The organism is Pedobacter immunditicola (assembly GCF_037482985.1).
GTDB lineage: Bacteria > Bacteroidota > Bacteroidia > Sphingobacteriales > Sphingobacteriaceae > Pedobacter > Pedobacter immunditicola.
In genome coordinates this window covers 275,756-297,678 of sequence record NZ_JBBHKC010000006.1, presented here as the reverse complement: position 1 = coordinate 297,678, position 21,923 = coordinate 275,756, and the positions used below count along the sequence as shown (strand labels likewise).

Below are 21,923 nucleotides of genomic sequence, written 5' to 3'. Positions count from 1 at the left end.
TGCAATTAAGGTTTTACAGTTTTAACAGGAACCACACTATTTAAATATACTTCTATATTCGAATAACCACTTTTACTGATCATTGCGGCATCAGCAGCATTTTTAGCATCTAAGCCTTGCTTTTTTTCATAGGCATCAGGCATCCCGTCATGATCACTATCTATATAAGGTTTACCTTTGTATTCAGGGTAACCACCAACCTGACTGATATCTGTAATGATGCCTAATTTATAAGAATCCTTAGCCAAACGGCGATGTTTAAAATCTGTTTCAGGTAATTTAATGCCTTCCTTGTAGTTAATCTTTCCAGTTCTTACCTGCTCAATTACACGGGTATCAACAGCATCTCTTTTAGGCAGCGTGGCGCCAACGTTAGCCAGCACATATTTATGGGCTTCCAGGGTTGGTAAAATAGTGATTTGTGCCATTGGTAAAGGTTTCTTAAGGCGCATGGCAGCGAAATAACCCTTTGCCTGCTCAGCACTCATCAGCTCGCCTTTTTTATCCTCTAATTGTACCCCGCCATCCCAATTATCTGCAGTTACTCTTTCATTGCCCTCAACGATATTACCATCTACATAAGCGCGACCGAAAACAACATAAGGAAGTTTACTACGGCCCGACTCTGGTTTCAGAATCCTATAGCTTATGGGTTCTTTTAAATTGGTTACGGGTCCTGGTTTATAATAATTATTGATGATATTATATAGTGCAGTATAATCGCCTCCGTCAGTAGACCTGTTATTCCAGTTGAAAATGGTGTTGTTGGCAAAATTAAAGATCCCGTTCCAGCCAATTGAAGGATTCCGGCCTCCATTGTCTGCCCAAAGGTTACGCATAAATGTGGCGTTTTCACCACCTAATGTACTTCCAAAGGCATGGTTCCAGGTATCCAAAGCTTCAGAGAAGATAGAATTCTGGATGGTAATATTGACCGTAGCCAATTTAATTTCTGTTTTACCTGTACTGTCGTTATACATGTGACGGTACATGGACATGTTTTCATCTAGACCCCAGCTTGCTGAAACGTGGTCAATCATGATGTTACCAATCGGATTTCCACCAATGGCATCATCTCTCCGTCCCACAAAAGTTTCACCCCTTCTAAAGCGCATAAAACGAACCACCACATCATGTGTATTCAACCATACCGATTCCCCCGCAACACAAACCCCGTCACCAGGTGCTGTTTGTCCGGCAATCGTAATGTATGGTGCACGAATAATTAAAGGAGATTTTATCCTGATAATTCCGGACACGTTAAAAACAACGATCCTGGCACCACCTTGCTCACAAGCATCACGTAAAGACCCCGGGCCGCTGTCATTGAGGTTGGTTACCACGATAACCCTGCCCCCACGCCCCCCAAAACTATACGCACCACCACCTTCTGCACCAGGAAAAGCGAGTAAATCTGATTGTGGAAGATCTGTCGGCCTGCCTGCCCATGGAATATATGGTTTACCTTCTTTAGCTTCTTTTTCAATGATAGGCATTGCTTTTTGCCAAGCTAAATCAGATTGTTTGTATGCTGCCTGCATCAATTCATCTGTTGCTTTTTTTACATCAGCGGGAATACTAGGATATTGTGCAGAAGCAGTAGAGGCTACCAGGAGTAATGCGGTTGCTATTGAGTAATTCAAAAATCTCATTTTCATTTGGTCGAATAATTTGAAGACCAAAAAATAGGCATTTAATTCTTTAAATAGAAATCTAATATTTATATATAAAGAATTTCGTTCGCTTATAGTTTGGTTATTCAGGTTTATAAAATTGGTTAGATAGGTTATCTCTTTTCAAAAATGCAACCTATAAAAGGCTATTTAATGTATAATTTTCTCCACCTTTTATACAATCTTATCATCTTGCGGTTTAAATGCTAACCAGGCGTGTTATTGTCGCAAGTATGTTACCATAAGGTTTTTTCAGGAACACAGACTGTTAACTCGTACTAGTACAGGACAAATAGAGGTTGGGGGAGCGTTACGAGGGGGTTGGCAGGGGGTTGGTAGGGGGTTGGTAGGGCTAAATGCCCTGTGAAGGCCCTGTCAAGGCCCTAGAAAGGTATTAGCAAATGTAATGTCATTAAAAACAAAGAAGCCGGTCATAGGCTTACAGTTAATTCATTGGTTGTTACTTTGCGGCCATCTGTTATAGTAATGAAGCTTTTAATTAAATGGAGAATTCAGTTCTTGGAGCAATCTTAAGTTGGAGCAACCAGACCTTCATAAAAATGCCTGAATACTTAAGTACTTACACTTAAATATTCAGGCATTAGTCTCAGTTGCCTACTTTCAACAAATTCTATCTGACCAAATTTGATGAGTACAACCCTTATTTTAAAGGATCAAAAGTACCGGAACCGGTTAAACTATTCCATCCCTGGGTTTGCTCCAGGTAAGGTGAACCACTTAAAGCAGTTTGATTGATACCAAAGAAATAATATTCTTTATACCATTTAAATTTCCAGTTAGCAGGACTTGTTTTATCTAAATCATCCTTTACAGTTACTTTAAAATGTTTGTCATATAAGTGATCCAGGTAAGCATCATAGTTAGCAAAACCTGCAGGGAGTGCAGTTGGTTCGCGTTCAATAACAATTGCCGGGTTATTTGAAATTTTAATCAGCGGATCGTTTGCACCAACATAATCAGCACCAGCGGCAGTTTTAACAGAGATGTAAAAACCTGTTCTGCGGGTTTCATTTAATGGAGACATTTTTAACCTGGTTAGGGTACCGAATTCATCACTGAAAAGCATCCACCTTCTTAAATCCCAAAAACGTTTACCCTCGTAGGCAAATTCAACTTTCCTTTCATTCAGCGCCGCCGCAAATGCATTGTCACGGCCAGTGATACCTGCCAGACCATAAGAACCATCTAAATTTTCTACACCAGCACGTTCTCTAATAGATTTAATACCTTCCATGCCTTCACCAATTTTATCTGCACCAATGGCCGATTCTGCCAGGTTTAAAACAACTTCTGCAAAACGAATTTCCATAAAGTCGGTCGAACTTAGTTTGAAGTCCCCTATCGCATTACTCCCGCTAGCACCCGTTGCTTTACATAGGTAGATTCCACTTGAATTAGCGCCTTTGGTTTCTGTAGTTTTATCTGGTACCACACGGCTAGCGTTAGATTTCCAGGTATAAGTCCATTGTCTGAAATTCGCTGCTTCTTTATATGGCCACAGCGCACCATTATAAATAAAGGTTTTATAAAAACGAGGATCTCTGTTTTTGTAAAACTTTTGATCACTATAAGGATAAGTAGAAGCGCCTGCCATTTTTCCATCTTTCATAGGGAAAGCATCCACCATTTGTTTTGTTGGCGAAATAGAACCGGCACCATTGATCTCTTTTGATCTCACCGCCTGTTCCCAGCCATTGTTTCTTTGGGGGTTGCCGGATGCTACGTTGTTAAATCCAAATACCATAACGGCTTCAGGATTGTTCACTTCCTCTAAAAACATATTACCCCAAGCAGTTGCATTGGCTAAAGTGCCTTTTTTATATAAACCAAAACCATTTTGCTCCAAAAGTGCCTTCGCAGCAACATTGGCATCATAAGCTCTCGTCCAACGGGCTCTATCGTCATTTCTGTTGAATAACGGACTAGCCCAGGTCAACAATACACGACCCTTTAAAGCTGCAGATGCTCCACTGGTAATTCTTCCCCAGTCGGCAGTAGAAGCCCACTTTCCAGGAAGTAAAGTGATGGCAGAATCTAAATCAGCACATATCTGATCAATAGTTTCAGTGGATGAACTGCGTGGCACCTGTGTATTTTCACCTGAAGAAATGATCGGGTTTTGAGAAGTTAAAACCAACGGAACGCCGCCATAAAGCTTTACCAATTCAAAATATTGCCATGCTCTCCAATAATATAACTGGCCTTTCAATTTTCCCTTGGTTTCTTCATCAATGCCATGTTTATCTATATTTTCCAAAAAGAGATTGATCTGCTTTAGCCTTGTCCAGGTATTGTTGGCAATACTTGCGCCCATTCTTTGACCAAAATATTTTAAGGCATGGTTGTTTATATAGGATATTTGTGCCCATTCCTTATTGAAATCTGTTTCACCGGCCATCTCCTCTGTGGTTTGAGTAAATGCAGAGCTATATCCCCCATTTTCGTTAACAGTTTGGTGCTGTACATTGGGTGTACCGTTATTGGCTGGAAGAAACATACCATAAACATAATCCACATAAGCTTGTGCTAACAGGGGATCTTTAAAAACTTCCTCATTGGCACCACCAAGGTCCCGCTTTTCTTCCAAAAAGTCTTTTTTACAACTGGCCATAAGGATGAGCAGCGCTGAGAAAAGATATATAATTTTTGTTGGTTTCATAAATTTCGTATTTATTGAGTTTTAGACTCTTCTATAAATTAGTTAACTATAAAGTTAAATTAACACCTAATGAGTATGTCTTTAAATTAGGGTATGCATTATAAGCTGTACTAGGATCCCTATAACTATATGGATTATAAAATGTAATTGGGTTTAAGCCTGTAAAGGAGATACGCGCATTACTTATACCTAGATTTTCAATCAGTTTTTTAGGAATGGTATAATTCACATTAAAATTCCGCATCACCATTCTGAATGAATTGACTCCCCAAAACGAAGAAGCAGGCTTAAGACTGATATCAGACCAGTTTGGATTAGGCATTGTACCTGTTGGGTTAATTGCGGGATCATAAATATCACCCCAGATAGCCGGTAAACTTTGGTATACCCTGCTGATGTTATTGTTCATTTTACTTCTGGCATCAATATCAGACCAGCCGCCAAAAGATCCGCCAAGCACGGCATCCACGTTGAAGCCTTTGTAACCCGCTTTTAAAGTGATACCAAATCCGTAAGGATTATCTTTCTTTTTCGACAATTGAACTTGGTCGTTGTTATTAATAATACCATCTGGAGCTCCAAATGCACCATCAGCATTTAACTCTCCTCTTACATCACGGTAATATAACATTCCGGGCTTCAGTTGCGCTGCAGGTGTACCAAATACTTCTTTGATGCCATATTGATTTACATAAGCAGTAACTTCATCCTGAGTCTTAAACATGCCCATATAATCCATTCCCCACATGCCGATATCACTTGATTCTCCATATTTTGGATTCCATGGATACATCATGTCATTGTCATTATAGTTCATCTTCACCACTTTATTGTCGCCCCATCCAAAACGCAAATCAATGCCATAACGAGCATCTTTGCCTATTTTATCATTCCATCCCAAGGCTATTTCATACCCAAAGAAATTGGCTTCACCATAATTTTCCGGAGCTACCGAGCCCCCAACCGTAATTGGAACGTTTCCGGTTCTTTCGATCAAAATATCGTAACCATGGTTATAATAGGCTTCAATTGTGGTAGAAAGACGACTGTTAAGGAATTGTGCATCTAAACCAAGGTTGTTTTTAATTTCACTGCCCCAGGTAGCATCCCTGTTTGGAGAAGCTTCCATTTTCATCCCTGTGGTGGTGTTTGAGTTGCCACCAAATACAGCCCCTTTTCCATCCTGGAAGCTATATCTTTGTCTCCACAACCATGGTTTCAACTGGTCTGCACCCAATAAACCAAAAGAGTACCTTAATTTAAGGAAGTCAACGGCTTTAACTTTAAAAAAGCTTTCTTCAGAAATTACCCAACCAAGTGATCCTGAGTAAAACTTACCCCAGTAATTTTCTGGCGCAAACTTGGTGGATGCATCACTTCTAAATAAAAATTCAGCTAAATATTTGTTATCATAGCTATAATTTGCACGGCCAATATAACCTAACGAACCCGTCTCAGAACCCGCAGTTTTACCATCAACTACACCAAAAGCCGTATTAAACTGCCCATTGGTAGATAATAAAGGGGATTCTTTCCAAACATCAGCTTGCATAGACTCGGCTTCAGCCTTCTCTACCGTCGCTAAACCACTAATGGTATGTTTGCCGAAACTACGGTTGTAGTTTAAGATAAGGTTGGTTTGCGTCATTTTCTGGTTAATGTTCGAATAGTACAAACGGTCGCCGTTTTTATAATTTCTGCCTACTGGATTTGTGGCATCATCATAAATATGTTTGTTAGTTCCCAATCTTTGGAAGTCATACAACTGGTATACTGTACCCAATTGGGAGCCTGCCCCATTGCTAAGGTTAGTTGCATAGGTTGCCCTTGCTTTTAATCCTTTGACAAAAGGAATGGAATATTCTGCATTAAGGTTGACTGTAAAAGTCCTGTCATTGTTTTCCGCCACATTTCCCAAACGTTCAATTTCATAAAAGTGATAACCCGAAAGCGTTTCTGTTCCAGGTAATTTAACTGCATTTCCATTAACGTACGCAGGAATATAACGAGGTGTAGTCAGCAAGTTGATATAATCATTCTCTAAACCCTCGTTACCAATTTTGTTAAATGTTCTGGCCACATCGGAGTAGTTTCCTGACACTTGTATGCCCACCTTAAGGTTGGTGGCCACATTTACATCAGATCCGGCCCTAAAATTCCACCTGTTAAAATCAAGTGCACCTAAATTACCTTCTTGTGTATAATAAGAAACATTGGCAAAATAGGTTGCCTTTGCAGCTCCACCGCTTACATTTATGTTATGGCGCATATTTGATGCCGAAGACCAGGCATCATCCAGCCAATTATAATCTATACCTTTAAAATGCTCCAATTCATCAGCAGTGAAAAAGTTATCCACTCCTTCTGCTGCATTTGAACCATTTGGACCGTTCATGATATTGAAATATTGTCCGAATTGGTAAGCACTCATCATCTTTGGACGATAAGCCTCGTCATTAACCGCATAAGAGCCACTGTAACTGATTCTTGGTTTTCCTTCTTTACCTCTTTTAGTCGTAACAAGTATTACACCGTTGGCAGAACGGGCGCCATATATAGCGGCAGCACCGTCTTTCAGCACACTGATGCTTTCAACTTCAGATGCATCAAGGCTGTTAAACAAAGTAGCGTCCGGTTGTCCCGATGGAGTTATCTGGATGACTTCATCTATCACATAGAGGGGCTCGGTACTTCCACCGTCTTTACCCAAAAAAGGGTTTGGACTACGTACGGAGATTTTGGTTCCTGAACCTGGGCGGGATGTTCCGCCGCTTACTCCCACACCAAGTAACCTGCCTGCAATTGCAGTTCCCAAGTTACTTACGGGAAGGTCTTCAATTTCACTAGTTTTAATGGATACAACCGATCCTGTTAAGGTTGATTTCTTTTGTGTACCATAACCCACAACAACAACCTCATCAAGCCCATTATCTTCCGAAACCAGTCTTACTGTAAGGTTACTCTGGGTTCCAGAAATGATATTTTGTCTTACAAAACCTATGTATGAAAATACAATTACATCTGTAGCGGCATTAACCTTGATCGTGAAAATACCATCAGCATTGGTACTTACATTACTAGGTAAGCCTTTAATACTTACATTTACCCCGGGTAATGGCTGCCCATCGGCAGCATCCACTACTTTACCCGTAAGTTTACGCTCTTGGGCATAAATAATTGAACTTACCAGCAGCATGAGCAGCAAGATCAATTGAAATTTGTGTAAAAATTTTAAGTTCATATTTTATAAATTATTTGGTTAATTTCTAGAGTTAGTTTATTTGATCTGCGCCTGGGCCTTAATACGTTTCTGCCACGCTATGCCTTCTTTCTTTAAGTCATACCCTGCTGCAGAAAGGTAATTATTGATCTTTCCTTTGTACTTGCCAAACCAGGCATGCTTTTTATCTGAGGACTCTGCATCCATTGCATGTTCGCGTGCTTCAACCAGCCACGTTAAAATCTGGCTTTTTTGAGCATCAGTAAGGGTTAAAATTTGTTGCTGATAAGCTTTATAGGTGATAGGCACCACATTGTATGTCATCCCGTTTTTCACCATCTCTATCTGAGCTGTTGTTAAATTAGAGGAAAGCTGTTTGATGTATTTTTTGTGCAATTTGCTCAACGCTGTTTCCGCGTTCTTTTTAACTTTAGCTAATGCATGATCAGCAGCAGCCTTATCGTCTGCATACCTGGTTTTAATTTCTTTAATTTGCTGGTCACGAACGGTATGAATATCATTTAAGTTATTATACTGGTCTCTAATGATACCGCTTACTTTTTTTGCTTTTGCAGGATCTTCAATTCCGAGCGGCACCACAATCTTATCTGCGCGCAAACTGATCACTTTAAGATAGGCAGCCTTTTCATCTGCAGAAATTTTATTCTCCTGCGCAAAAGACACAGCAGTCGCCGTAAAAATCAAAAACAAGGCTATTAGGAGGTTTTTCATACGTTATTTGGTTTAGTTTTTATTGGAAGAGATTTCATCCTGCAATTGTGCAGCACAGGTGTTTTGATTTACAAAAAGTTGCAAATCTCCACCAGTGACTTTCAAAAGTTGTAGTTGAATCTGTTGTTTCATAATTCATACAGGGCAATCCTTTTGTAGAAAAAAGAATATTCCGATTTATATTTTGGTTAGTGCCTATTGGGCTATATACAAAGCTGTAAAATACGATCCTCTTATTAATGATCGTTGTTAGCAAGAAAGTGTAGGATCTTATCATAAAACTAGTAACTTTAAGAATTATGTAATTAAATTGCGGACAATTAACCTCCGCAACATAAGATTCACCTAACCAGTATTTACCAGAGCACATTAATGAAACTTCACTTCCACAAAGTTCCAATTACCTTACAGAGTTCATTCAGTATCAGGCACGATATTAAACCCGATTTCGGCAATATCTGGCATTATCATCCCGAATTGGAATTACATTTCATCATCAAAGGTGAAGGTGTTCGTTTAATCGGAGATAACATCAGCAACTTTGCTCCAGATGAAATGATTTTACTTGGCGAGAATTTACCACATACCTGGCGTTGTAAAGATGAATACTTTCAAAATAATCCGGACTTGAATATTGAGGCTATCGTTGTTCACTTCCTGCCGGATTGTTTGGGAAAACATTTAATCAACCTTCCTGAGGCCTACTTGATTCCAAAACTTTTTGAAAAAGCGAAGAGTGGTTTAGTGATTCACGGGGAAACAAAAGTAAAATTAGCTAATCTCATGAGACAAGCTTTGGAGGCCACTAACCTGGACAGGATCATTATTCTGCTTTCTATCCTAAAAACCCTAGCAGAGACTGATGAATTTTCCACGATTGTAACCAGTAAGAATACCTTTTACCAATCTAATGAATCAGAAACTTTACGCATTAATAAAATATGTAACTACACCCTCTCCAATTATAAAAAAGACATCACCCTGGAAGAAATTGCTTCTTTAAGTAACTTGAGCATCACCTCTTTCTGCCGTTATTTTAAACTGATGACAAAGAAAACCTATTATGATTTTCTTATTGAAATCCGCATCAGTTATGCCTGTCGTTTTCTGATTGAAAATAAATTACCCACAGAAATGATCTGTTTTGACTGTGGTTTCAACAACATCTCGAATTTTTACCGGCATTTCAAAAAAGTTACAGGAATGACACCTTTGGATTATAAAAGAAAATACCTGGTGGAATAGTCAATTTCAGGTCAGGATTTATTGCACCTCTACACCGTCGATACTTAACCCTTTGGCGTCTTCAGCAATAATTCTCAATTTATAAGTTCCAGCATTGATCATTGAGCCAGTACTGGTGTTGAAATAATTCCATTTTCCTTGTTTAGTGAACTTAAATTCTACAGGCTCGGTTTTCATTAACGTACCATCGAGGGTTAAAAATTCTAATTTTCCTTTGAGAGAGCTTTGAAGGGGGTTGTGGTATTTTACAGTCAATGAATAGGTGTCTGCCACTCCAACGGAAATGCTAAATTCTATAATATCTCCCGAGGAAGCTTTAAAGGACACCCGTTCTTTCCCCATCAACACCTCTTTAACGATGTTTGGCCCAGTTAGGGTAGCATCGGTTGCCTTGTAGTTTGTAGTTGCTTTAAGATCATAAGCCGGCTCGAGATTAGAAGCAGGTAAAACTGCTACAGTATACATCTCTGCACCTGTTTCATTTTGCCCTAAACTTACCGGTGCTCCTTTAGCAAATCGTTTCTTGAAAACATTAAATTTCTTCCCTGTACTGTTACGAACGAAAGTTTTCGTATCCTCAAAAGTCGCCAGCCAATCTAACCTGGCTTTGATATTCTCCGCTGTCGCCACATACACATCTGCATCCTCATTCACCAAAAATTCGAGATTTGTTGAAGGAGATGTTCCCTTTTTAGAAGTTCTTAGCCACTCTGCTCCAAATAAATTTGATGGAAGTTCAGTAATACTACTTCTATCATCACCATATTGCTGATCACCAATATCCATCCAGCCAGTCAGCATTTGTTTGTTTTTTCCGGTTAGCTTTACAATGGAGCTACTCTCCGGAGCAGCTTTAATTTTTTTATCGACAGTGGCAATGGCAATAGCTGAAATAAGTGCTTGTCCGGATTTAACTTGCGGAAAAGAGATGACCAGTTTCCCACCTTTTACCCGGGCTTTGATTGTCTTTTTTAATGCGCCATCATGACCTGCCTCTTTCCAGATGTCAAGATTTTTGATGATCGTTTCTTCGTTGATCGCTACGTCAAATAAACGCATCCCTTCAGCGTTTATCCCTCCGCCGGTGCCAAGCCAGGGTTCGTTGAAATAAAGTTCCACTAAGTATTCGCCATCAGGTACCGGGAAATGAAAACTTAACTGGTCGCGTCCGTATCTAAAAGTTTGAAAAAGTCCCCAATCGCGGGTCCCTTTAATAGGGTCGAATGTTCTGCGCTGACTGGCAAAAAAGGAAGGAAGCCCGGGAAATGCTGCAGTCCAGGAGTTAGAACCGAAATTCTCGGGGCCACTCAGTTGGCGGTCTGAAGACCATTCTGCACCATTTTCATCTACATAGGCAGGGCCTCCACAATTCAACCTGTACAAATAATGATATCCCTTTTTGGCTGTCGTCAGGTTTTTTGCCTCCGCATTGAAATCTTTGAAATGTGGTGCTTCTGGTAAGTTATTTAAAACAATGTAATCTCTGGAAACTTCTTTCCCATTTACATAACCTACAGCATACAAAACATTATATTTGATCGTCACCCCATCCCATTGAAAATGTGTTCCAATGCCATTTCGAGTTCTTTTACCTAAAGACAAGGCATTTACATCATTAAAAAGTTCCACCTCGTCACAATTGGAATAAACAGTGATACTATCTTTTTTCCCTGGAAAAAGCCACCTGTTTGGCCAGGTATGGGAGACGATATAAGCCATAGGTTCTGTAGCTTTCGGTGCATAATTAGACCTGAACATATAGTATACATCAGATGGCTCTTCCCATGGGGTAAATAAGCCTTTATAATTAACAGGCCCTATCCTGTCCAACTCCCGTAAACCTTCACCACCCTGAATTCTTCCAGGATTGTCATGTGAGCTATAGAGCCAGAAATAATGTCCTGCTGTTTTATCTTTTACAGATTCTGCCAAACGAACTTTAGTCTCCATCAACTGTGTCATGTTACTTTCACTGGTGACACCATTTTGAACAAAACCACCTTCTGTATGTAGATCTAATGTCCTCCACGCACCATATTCGCCGATCAGCACCTGTCGCTGCACATCTTCTGCATAAGTTAACGGGTTGCCACCATAAGTACCGGTCCAGTTTTGAGGCACATCCCAGTCCGTTCCCTTTCCTCCATTACAGGTGGTCACTTTACGTTGTGAAGAGGCCGTAGGATCCAGTTCACGAATCAATTCGGTACATTCCCTGGCAAAATCCTCAGGCAGGGTACTTTCATTTTCCAGTCCCCACAAAACCACGGAGGGACTATTACGGCGCTCAATTACCCACTCTTTAAGCAGGGATTTGAAATTAGCCCTGAATTCGGGCGTATCATACCAGATATGTGCGGCCATTTGTGTCCAGGAAAGGATGCCCAATTTATCCCAATGAGTTTGATAATCTAAGTTATGTGGCTGATGTGCATCTCTAAAAGCATTAAAACCAGCAGATTTAATGAGCATGACCCGGGTTTTTATCTGTTCAGCGCTAAAAGCATGACTTTGACCCATCATGTGTTCATATTCTGCTATCCCATTGATAAAGACAGGTTTGCCATTCAGCAAAAACTGTTTGTCATTCACCGTTTTTCCAATTGGCCAGCTGATCCAGCGGATCCCATAAGGTGTACGCAGTTCATCTACCAATTTACCTTTTTCCAACAGCAAAGTTTTGGCGGTATATAAGTAGGGATCTTCTAAAGACCATAACTTTGGATAATTTAACTGGGCGGTTCGCTGAGGAATTTTTATTGTTTTACCAGCCGGCACTTTTACGGTGCTGTTTACTTCCGAAATCATTTTGCCGTCCCTGTCAACGAGTTGGTTTACCACCGTAATCTCTTTAGGATATATACTGTAGTTTTTAAAAGTAGTTTCCATTTGTAGGGTAGCCGCCTTTTCAGATACCTGTGCATCATTCCAGATGTGAAGGCCAAACGGTTCTATCCTTACCTCATTAGTCACCACCAGGTGTACCGGCCTAAAAATACCCATAGGCTGGGAGCCTTCTGAAAAACCGCGTTCCGTTGAACACCCCCCATCAACCCAGGGCAGATCCTGGATATTTGCGGGATGATCTGCACGAACGGCCAATAAATTGGGTTGGTTATTTAACTTAATCGCAGCAGTTACATCGATAGTGAAAGTAGTACGCCCGCCAGCATGATAGCCCACTTTCTTACCATTCAGCCATATGGTCGCGTAAGAACCGACACCTTCAAAATATAGAAAAAATCGTTTACCGGCACCCTTTTCTGGTGTTTGAAAAGTTTTACGATACCAGGCATAGCCATGCCGGTTGCCATGAACCATACGGCGGTAGCCTTCATATTGGTCCCAGTTATGAGGAACATTTACCTTTTTCCAGTTTTTATCTTTAAAACCGGTATGCTCAAAACCATGATAAGCATTTATACTATCTGCAGCTATACTTTGCCAGTTTTCATTTAGTGAAATGCTTTTGCGAAGGTCGCTTTGTGCCAATATAGTTCCGACAAATAAAAGACTTGTTATTCCTATAAGAATGGCTATCTTCTTGATCATATGCGTTCTAAATTCCCATTAAATTTATAATGCCCACCTTTTTCAGTTGGCGTGGTTATTTTTTTGCCCTTGTATAGTAGGTTACACAAGCCTCCGGCTTTGGAAAAAACAGTGAAGGATACTAATTTTCCTTTATCCCAATTGATATGGAATTCAAAACCACCACGCGCCAGAATGCCTTTAACTGCTCCATAAGGGATGCCTGCAGGTAAGGAAGGTAAAAGTTCTATATAACTGGTATGGCTTTGTAAAATCATTTCTGCTATTCCTGCTGCCCCGCCAAAATTCCCATCAATCTGGAAAGGTGGATGTGCATCAAAAAGATTGGTATAACTGCCACCACCCTGTGCAGCAGGACTAATTAACATCTTCACCATTTTCATCGCATGGTCACCTTCTTTAAATCTTGCCCAAAAGTTGATCTTCCAGGCCAGGCTCCAGCCTGTACCCTCATCTCCACGGTACAGCAGCGACTGCCTGGCAGCTTTCATTAATGCTGGATTTTGTTCCCAAGTAATATCATTGCCTGGATGTACACCCCATAAGTGCGAAACATGCCGGTGTTTATTCGTGGTATCGTCGAGGTCTTCCAGCCACTCTTGCAACTGACCATATTTACCTATCTGATTGGGAGCGATGAGTTTTATCTTTTCCTCTAAGGACGTTTTAAATACATCATCAGTACCCAATACCTCGGCCGCCGCTACGCAGTTTTTAAACAACGTCCTGATGATTTGATGATCCATTGTGGCTCCGGCCACCATTCCACCATTTTCTGGTGAGTTTCCTGGTGTGCTGATCAGCCAGCCGCTCCTGGGATCTTTAATTAAAAAGTCAACATAAAACTCCGCTGCTTTCTTCATTAACGGGTAACCTTCATTTTTAAGAAAGTCACGGTCCTGTGTGAATAAGTAATGCTCCCACAGATGCTGGCTTAACCAGCCTGAGCCGCCCACCCAGATCCCATGGTTCGAAGCATTTATTGGTGCAGTCGCATTCCATAGATCTGTATTATGATGTAGGACCCAGCCATTTGCATTGTAATAAGTTTTCGCCGTGTGCCGCCCTTTTTCTGCCAAAGCACCGATCTTTTTAAACAAAGGCTCGTTCATAGCCGAAAGGTTTAAAACCTCCGCCGGCCAGTAATTCATTTCCAGGTTAATGTTTGTCGTGTATTTACTTCCCCATGGTGGCGTTAATAAATCATTCCAGATACCCTGAAGGTTTGCAGGCTGTGTACCTGGTCTTGAGCTGGAAATTAATAAGTATCGCCCATACTGCATATAAAGCGCTGCAAAAGAAGGATCTTTTGAGGCTGCAAATTTTTCTATGCGCAAATCTGTTGGCAGATTTTCATTCTCCCCTTTTCCAAAATCAACGGAAAAAGTTTTGTAATAGCGCTGGTATTCCTGGATATGGCGCTGTTTTACCTGCTGATAACTTTGATTTTTCAGGGTTGAAAAAGCCTTTCTACAGACCTCTGCAGGGTCCCCGCTTACATCATGATCATTGATGAAATTAGTTCCAGCGGTAAGGTACAGTGTTGCCTCATCAGCTTTGCTGATGCTCAGCTTACCGTTGATGATACGGATTGCACCATTTTTTAGGACGATGGTTAGTTGGCTTTCCCCTCTTAATGCACCATCTTTTACTTGAACAGCAATGGCAATTGTATGATCATTGACTTTCCTGACGACCGATTTATGGTGGCTGCTTGAGATAGTCGCATCGAAACTGATGCTACCTTTACGGCTTGCAGTGAGGTGGGTGACAATTACCTGGTTGGGTTGACTCGCGAAGTACTCCCGAAGATATTTTACCCCGTTGAGGGTATAAGTGGTACTGGAAACAGCGGTGTTGATATCCAGGATTCTCTTGTAATCCTTTGTCGCCCCGGAAGGGTGATTAAAATCTAAAACCAGGTCACCAAAAGCCTGGTAACTGGCCTGGAATTGGGCAACTGCAGGCGGTTGCTGATCTTGAACTTTATATTTCCATGGTTTCACCAGGGAGATCCCGCTTTTCACGCTGGCACCTATTGGGTAAATCCCAATTGCCCGGGCTGTATCTTTATATCCTACAATTCCACCCTTATCAAAATAATTGAGCACCTGGATAGCGATTGTATTTTTACCCTTTTTAATTAATTGAGCAGGGATCGTATATTTCCTTGGCTCCGTACCGTCGGTATTGCCTACCAGTTGGCCATTGACATAAGTAAAATCCTGATCACGGACACGATTTAAGTCCAATATCAAATCCTGACCCAACAGGTTTTCCTTCACTTCAAATGTGGTCCTTAACCATACGGCACCATCGAAGTTTGGCAGGCCGACGGTCTCCCATCCTCCATAAGCAGGCACCTGTATGGTATTCCAGGATTGATCATTAAAAGATTCCAGTTCCGGCCTTCCAGAGATTCCTTCGCCAGATTTTATCGTATTTACCCATTGTTGACGATCACCGGGTTCACTCTGCAAGCCCATAAATTTATCTGCTGCAAGTTTTTCCGCTTCCTGCTGTTTGCCTTCAAAAAGCAGTTTTCTGATTTCCGGCAAATGAGCTGCCGCACCCGGACGATCGTAATTCCTGGGTTTCCCACTCCAGAGTGTTTCCTCGTTGAACTGGATATGGTCTTTTGCAATTCCTGAAAAAATCATTGCTCCTAAACGGCCATTACCAATTGGCAATGCATCTGTCCAGGTAGCAGCAGGTTTGGTGTACCAAAGCTGCATTGGCGATTCTTGCGCAACCGCAGCCTGGAAATTGATCAATCCTATGATTACTCCTAAAACTTTATACATCATCATATCCCGTTATTTAAATATTACTGGCCTTTACGCTCTGAAATCACCTCTACAAGTGCTGAAACATCAGCTGCTGTATGAACAGCTGTTTTAACATTTCCAAAATGGTTATTTCCCATGGTAATATTCTTGGTTTGTGCACCACTTAAATTCAGGAAGCTTGTTGTTCCTGCAATGGGGAAACTATTGTAAATAAATGCATTCTTCACATTAACCAGATCTAAAACAGGTGCATTGGCAAGTGGAGTAAAGGTTTTGAACCCGTCTACAATGAGGTTGTTAACTAAGCTTGCATGTAACGATGGCCCGATTTGGGTATTGACTTCTACATTATGAAATGCGATGCGATTGGCGTTCTTGATGGTAAAACCGGTTTTAGCATCTAAATTAATATTATTAAAAGTAATGTTCTCAATAGGCAGTTCCTCCAGACCGTTGATATAACCAGCCTGGTTTACCTCTCCTGTAATATTGCTAAAATGAATATTTCTAAAACGAGGGGTACGCTCTGACACTGGCTCTGGGTCAGTTTCTGCATATTGCATGTCTAATACAATGGCTTGCAGGCCGATATTCTTCATTACGATATTATCTACCCTGATTTCTTCTACTATCCCTCCTCTACCACGGGCAGATTTAATCCTGATACCCCTGTCGGTTCCATCGAAAATACAATTTGAGATGGTAATTTTTCTTACGTCGCCAGACATCTCACTGCCAATCACTACCCCACCATGACCTGATAGCATCGTACAATTGGTGATAGTATAGTTCTCTGCTGGTCTTGCCATTTTTCTACCTGGTGCGTCTTTTCCGGATTTAATGGTAATGCAATCATCACCTACACTGATATGGCTATTTGCAATTCGGACATTACTACAAGATTCAGGATTGATCCCATCTGTATTTGGGGCATCCGGGTTAAGAATCGTCACCGCATTAATGGTTACATTATTACAAAACTGAGGATTTATCGTCCAGAATGGAGAGTTCCTGATGGTTATACCTTCAATTAATACGTTTTCGCAATGCATAAACTGGATAAAAGGAGGCCGCAGAAAGCCACGTTTCATTTGTTTAGGTTCATCTGGCAGCAGGATATCCTTATTTAACCCGTCAAAAATATGTTGCCATTTTGAACGCGGCTGGCCTTCTTTATAACCTTCCACGAAATCCCACCACTTCTTGCCATGCCCATCGATAATTCCCCTGCCGATGATTGCAATGTTCTCCGCTTCATATGCATAAAACAATGGCGAAAAACTAGTGACATCCACACCTTCATACCTGCTTTTAACCATAGGCAGATAATTATCAAAATCATCGCTAAAATGAAGTTCGGCACCTGCATCGATGAAAATGGTAATATTGCTTTTTAAATGGATCGGACCGGTAAGGTATTTACCTGCCGGAAAATATACAGTACCGCCACCTTTTTTGGATGCTGCATCTATAGCATTTTTAATGGCTGTGGTAGCCAGTTTACTGCTGTCATTTTTGGCACCATATTTTAAGACATTATAATAGGGCTGTGCTACTGCAACCATAGATAGCGCCAGGAGTACACAACTCAATGTTAGAACTTTATAAAATTTTATTAAGGAATATTGTTTCATTTCACGCAATTAAAGTAGAAGATTGGTTTGTATATGATTTAATTGAAGGGCACTTTCACATGTTTTAATTTTTTGCCATGGTAAATCTCTTTGCCATCTGCATAAATTCTTAAACCTTTGCCCTTGTTGTATTTTTTGCCGGTTTTATCCCAGCGAATGGTCATCATTTTGCCCTGGTAGGAAAGCTGGTCCAAAAGAAACCAATCCCATTTTCCGTTTGGAATGAGTGGATATAATTCAAAGATTTGATCTAATCTTGGCTTAACACCAATCAAATCATTGATCACTAAATCGCCAAACGTTGAATGGTTGTAGAAGCTGCTTCTTGGATGATCACCTTTTAGCCATTCACCAGTTTTTTCGTCCTGGTATTCTCCGAGATATGGCTTGCCATTTTTCTGGTGTGACAATGCATATTTATGCATTTCTTTATAAAAAACACCGGCATCCATCTTGCCGTGATTTTTATAATGGACAAGGAGGTTAGAAAGGCCCTTTAGGGTTTGTGTACTGGCAAAAGGCCATAATGCACCATCCCATTCACAGCCATGCCCAGACCCACGTGTCCTAAAAGTAGGCGTTCTTCTTTCTGCTGTTGTTAATCCCCATGGGGCATTGAAACCTGCGGTATCTAAGAGCTGATCCCATGCCCTGGCATACATTTTATCATCAGCAGGCAGGTTGAAGTTCCATGGAATAAATCCAATGGCCTCCCTGGCCTCCGCCAATCCGCCTTTAGACATTCTTGTTTTGAAAAAGCCTGCAGTATGATCCCATAAACTATCCAAAACCAGCTTTTTCAGCGTTGCTTCTTTCTGTGTATATTTCTGGGCCAGTATATCATTTTTAGTGATCCCAGCTAGCTGAACCAATGCTTTTGCATTTCCGTACATATAACTGTTAATCGTTGGCCGCATATTGTGTTCCTTTCTGGATCCGCTTACGGACTCTTCCATCCCATCTTGTACATCAAACTGCCAGAATAAGCCAGAGCTTAGCTGCCGTTGTTCTTCCCATTTCTGGTAATCAAGGTCTAAAGCAGGCATAATACCATTTAGAAAAGCCAGGTCTGGCTTAACTAAATAATTCTGATAAACGGCATCATCTATCCAACTGCTGAACTGGTGAAAGCGTGGTTTAGATTGACCCACATCGGAATGATACAGCCAAAATTTAATGTAATCCTGTAAATAAGCGGTATTCCTAAGCCATCTTCCTTCATAAATATGGTGTCCAAGGGCACAACTAATGGCGTTGTGTTTTCCGTCATGTTTAACAGGTTCTATAAATTCAGTAAAGATAAAACCGTCCGGCGTCTTTTTGAGGTGTTTGCGGAAAGACCACCAACGGTAGTAATAATTTTGTTCAATTACCTCATCCGGGCATTCCAGTAAAGGAATATTTTCCGATAACCATTCATAGGCGTTTGCATTAGGAATATAATTCTTTACCGCTTCCGTATCTATAGAATTAAAATAGCCTACGTATTTCTTCAACTTTTGTTTTCCCTGTAGATTTTCCTGTGCTATCCCGGCACAGGTCATCAGCAGCAACAACAGTGTTACTGTTAACTTCTTTCTATACATCATCTTATTCAAATAACCAATCAATGTCCCTTCCACGGCCGTCCAAACCTGCATTGTAAATGCGCATCTCTTGTTTGTCATCTATGAAACCCAATAGCATGCAAGCGCCTTTTCCAAGATTTAAAGTATGTGTACCTGCATCAAAAGAATAAGCATGAACATTCACAGGCACATCATTCACCATAATTGCGTTTAAAATTTTTGTTTCTGCCTGCCCATAATTATTTGCACTGGCATCAATTTCAAGCACTGGTGCAGCCAGATAGCCTGGGTTTTGCTGATTGAAAAAACCTATTAATAATTTTACAGGCTGTTTGTTTTTAAATCTCAAGGTAGTTCCTTCTTTTACCTGCGCATTTTTGGTAAACTTAATTCCTTTGAGACCAACAAGCTGATCGGTAATATCCTTTACCTGGCTCACGGTATCCTTAAATACACTAATTCCTTTTTGCAGGTTGTAATAACCATCATAAGGCGAAAGCATCGTAACTTCTACATTTTTAAAAGGTTTAATTACGGCAGCTTTAGTTGAACCTGCAGCTTTCAGCGAATCGATGCTCCTTTTAAAATGTGCTAATTCTTTGGTAAATACTGGGAGCATTTCTTTCCAATGAATAAAGGTCTTGTCCACACCACGCATTGGAATTTTACGCTGTTTGGTCTGCATGCTGTTGGCATACAGGTAATCATTTTCGGTTAGTTTGACCAATTTTGCATAATGGTCCAGACTATTTTGAAGGAAAGGAACTGCTTTATCCAGGTCAGCAATATCATTTGAGTATTTATATCTCAGGATCCATAAGGCGGCTTTCACTTTTTCAGCATAAGAGTTCGCCATTGCATCATAACAATACATGTCATTTTTAAGCATCCTAAATTCTTCCTTATCCTTTGTAACGGATGCAGCAGCCTGATTTATTGATTCCACCGCTTTTTTACCATGCTCAATAACTTCTCTGGCAACCTGAACCGGAGTTTCCCCAATATGTCCCTGCTTTTTCCATTCCTTTTCTGCATACTCGATGATCATTTCCCCTTCCGGCGCTTCAGATTCGTAGAGCATGGTAAATAATCCGTAGCGAAATGGATTGATCAACTGTGTCATCAACATACCCAGGGTAAGCGTCTGCCTGTTGCCATCAGTAATTCCATAGCGCCTAAGTAGCTTTGGAGAAATTTCTCCGGATTCTTCATAAGCATTCAAAATGGCTTTACCACCATTTAAATCTGTACCATATTTAGACGCAAGCTCATTTCCCCAATAATCTATTTCGGCCGGCCTTTCTCTTTTTGAATTCCAGGAATAACGTGCCCATGCCTTATACCAAATCCAATCACGGTCAACTTGCAGTAAACGTCCTTCTACTTTGTCGGCAGTATATGGCCAATCCCAATAGGAAGCTTGTGGATATAAATGTAAACCTCGCGCACCGTATACCTCATGCATGGCCTTAACAGATTTCTGAATAAAATCTGCTGACCCATATCTAAAAGGCTCCAAATTGGCTAAAATGTGAACGTTTTCAATGTGCACAGTACCAATCGCGCTCAAAGTTCTGTGCAACTCAGCCCAACTTCCCCTCGGGGTATAAGTTGTCAGTGCTTCCCCATTATATTTAGCCATCGTATAAAGGTTTTTATACAAAGGCAAAGCCGATTTCATTACCCTGGGTGCATCGGAATCATGCGCCCTTAAAACCAATGGAGGCTCTGTCGTTATGCCGATGGCTTTTAATCCGTCTTGTACACCTGGAATAATGGTTTTTGTAAACCAGTCCACATCGTCCTGTCCGGTACCTTCCATTGCTTCACCTAAAGTGATCAATAAACCCACATTCGGATATTTCTCTACAAAAGCGGCGATAGATTTACGCGTGTAATCGGCTATTAATGGAGTGATAGGGCGATTTCTATCTTGTGTTTTAAGGTTGTGTTTCTCTGCGAAAGGTTTAGGGATAAGAATATTATAAAACATCTGAATAACCCATATCCCTCTTTTATCGGCCTCCGTAGTAAGGAAACGAAACATCTCTTCGTTCTTCTTGAAAGTTTCCTCATCTACTTCAAGGGCGTAAGGGTAATCTTTAAGCTTTACTAAGGACGAGAATGGATGCCCGTTCCAAAGGTATAAAGAGTTATAACGATTCTCCACCATCGAATCCAGGTAATCTAACCATAAGTCTTTGTCATAAAACCATGGAAAGCTTTCAGGCGTGTAAGGATATTCATAAATATCGTGTCCGGGCAAATAATCTGGTTTTTGAAGGCCAATAGCGGTTCCTCTTAAGACCATTTCGGGTTGATCAGTTATAGCTATTTTTTCAGGAAGTTTTCCGGACGTTTTTATTTGGTCCAGCAATTCCATACAGCCATATAAAGCACCAGAAGCATCGGAACCAACAATAACCAGGTTATTACGGTCATTATAAGCGATAGAAAAGGCTTCCTTTCCTAATGATTTCGTTTGAGATTTTTGCTGTGGCGAAAGACGGGCATTTGTCGAAAGTTGATCTGCCGTGGTGGTGATCACAATCAATCCTTTTATTGAAGGCACTGTGTTCTGCTGAATAATTTTAGAAGTGTAGCCTAAAAGCTTTAATGCTTTGGAGATCCGTTCAGCGCCAAACTTAATCCTGGGATTATTTCCAACGGGGATTAAAATCGTTTGAACTTTTGACTTATCGACAATAGATGCCTGGGAAAATATTGGCAATAAAAATGCTAAAAATATAAAAATCTGGAAGTTCCTCATCAGTCCGTCTTTAGGGTTTTAAGCCTAAAAAATTAGGCTACAGGTACATTTGGTTAAATT

At 40.7% G+C, this 21,923-nt stretch carries 10 protein-coding genes; 1 reads left to right on the top strand and 9 read right to left on the bottom strand.

The features are described 5' to 3' along the window. Positions 1–5: 5 nt before the first annotated feature. The 4 genes from WG905_RS12755 to WG905_RS12740 all read right to left on the bottom strand — a co-directional run bounded on the left by WG905_RS12755 (position 6) and on the right by WG905_RS12740 (position 8,305). On the bottom strand, positions 6–1,652 hold the full coding sequence (locus tag WG905_RS12755) for a pectate lyase family protein (RefSeq protein ID WP_431844518.1): 1,647 nt from the start codon (positions 1,650–1,652) through the stop codon (positions 6–8). A 682-nt stretch (positions 1,653–2,334) separates the two neighbouring features. Continuing rightward, positions 2,335–4,353 (bottom strand): RagB/SusD family nutrient uptake outer membrane protein, encoded by a 2,019-nt coding sequence (locus WG905_RS12750; RefSeq protein WP_339592111.1) that lies wholly within the window; start codon positions 4,351–4,353, stop codon positions 2,335–2,337. A 46-nt stretch (positions 4,354–4,399) separates the two neighbouring features. Further along, positions 4,400–7,594, bottom strand: coding sequence for a SusC/RagA family TonB-linked outer membrane protein (locus WG905_RS12745; protein ID WP_339592110.1), 3,195 nt, complete (start codon positions 7,592–7,594; stop codon positions 4,400–4,402). A gap of 36 nt (positions 7,595–7,630) precedes the next feature. After that, positions 7,631–8,305: a DUF3826 domain-containing protein gene (locus WG905_RS12740; protein ID WP_339592109.1), complete on the bottom strand. Its 675-nt coding sequence runs from the start codon at positions 8,303–8,305 to the stop codon at positions 7,631–7,633. Positions 8,306–8,677: 372 nt separating this feature from the next. On the opposite strand from WG905_RS12740, the gene WG905_RS12735 reads away from it, so the two are divergent. Next, positions 8,678–9,550 carry an AraC family transcriptional regulator gene (locus tag WG905_RS12735; RefSeq protein ID WP_339592108.1) on the top strand — a complete coding sequence of 291 codons (873 nt, stop codon included), beginning with the start codon at positions 8,678–8,680 and terminating at the stop codon, positions 9,548–9,550. Positions 9,551–9,568: 18 nt separating this feature from the next. Here WG905_RS12735 and WG905_RS12730 read toward each other — a convergent pair whose 3' ends face one another. Genes WG905_RS12730 through WG905_RS12710 form a run of 5 tightly spaced genes read right to left on the bottom strand, consistent with a single transcriptional unit; the run spans position 9,569 to position 21,863 of the window. Next, positions 9,569–13,102, bottom strand: coding sequence for a malectin domain-containing carbohydrate-binding protein (locus tag WG905_RS12730; RefSeq protein ID WP_339592107.1), 3,534 nt, complete (start codon positions 13,100–13,102; stop codon positions 9,569–9,571). Then, complete coding sequence (locus WG905_RS12725; protein ID WP_339592106.1) at positions 13,099–15,912, bottom strand: glycoside hydrolase family 95 protein; 2,814 nt, start codon at positions 15,910–15,912, stop codon at positions 13,099–13,101. Before WG905_RS12725 ends, WG905_RS12730 begins: the two co-directional genes overlap by 4 nt. Positions 15,913–15,929: 17 nt before the next feature. Next, positions 15,930–17,525, bottom strand: a complete 1,596-nt coding sequence (locus tag WG905_RS12720; protein WP_339592105.1) for a glycoside hydrolase family 28 protein — start codon at positions 17,523–17,525, stop codon at positions 15,930–15,932. A 38-nt stretch (positions 17,526–17,563) separates the two neighbouring features. Then, positions 17,564–19,114, bottom strand: coding sequence for an MGH1-like glycoside hydrolase domain-containing protein (locus WG905_RS12715; protein WP_339592104.1), 1,551 nt, complete (start codon positions 19,112–19,114; stop codon positions 17,564–17,566). Position 19,115: 1 nt separating this feature from the next. Beyond that, positions 19,116–21,863, bottom strand: a complete 2,748-nt coding sequence (locus WG905_RS12710) for an alpha-d-galacturonidase (protein WP_339592103.1) — start codon at positions 21,861–21,863, stop codon at positions 19,116–19,118. Between the last annotated feature and the right edge of the window lie 60 nt (positions 21,864–21,923).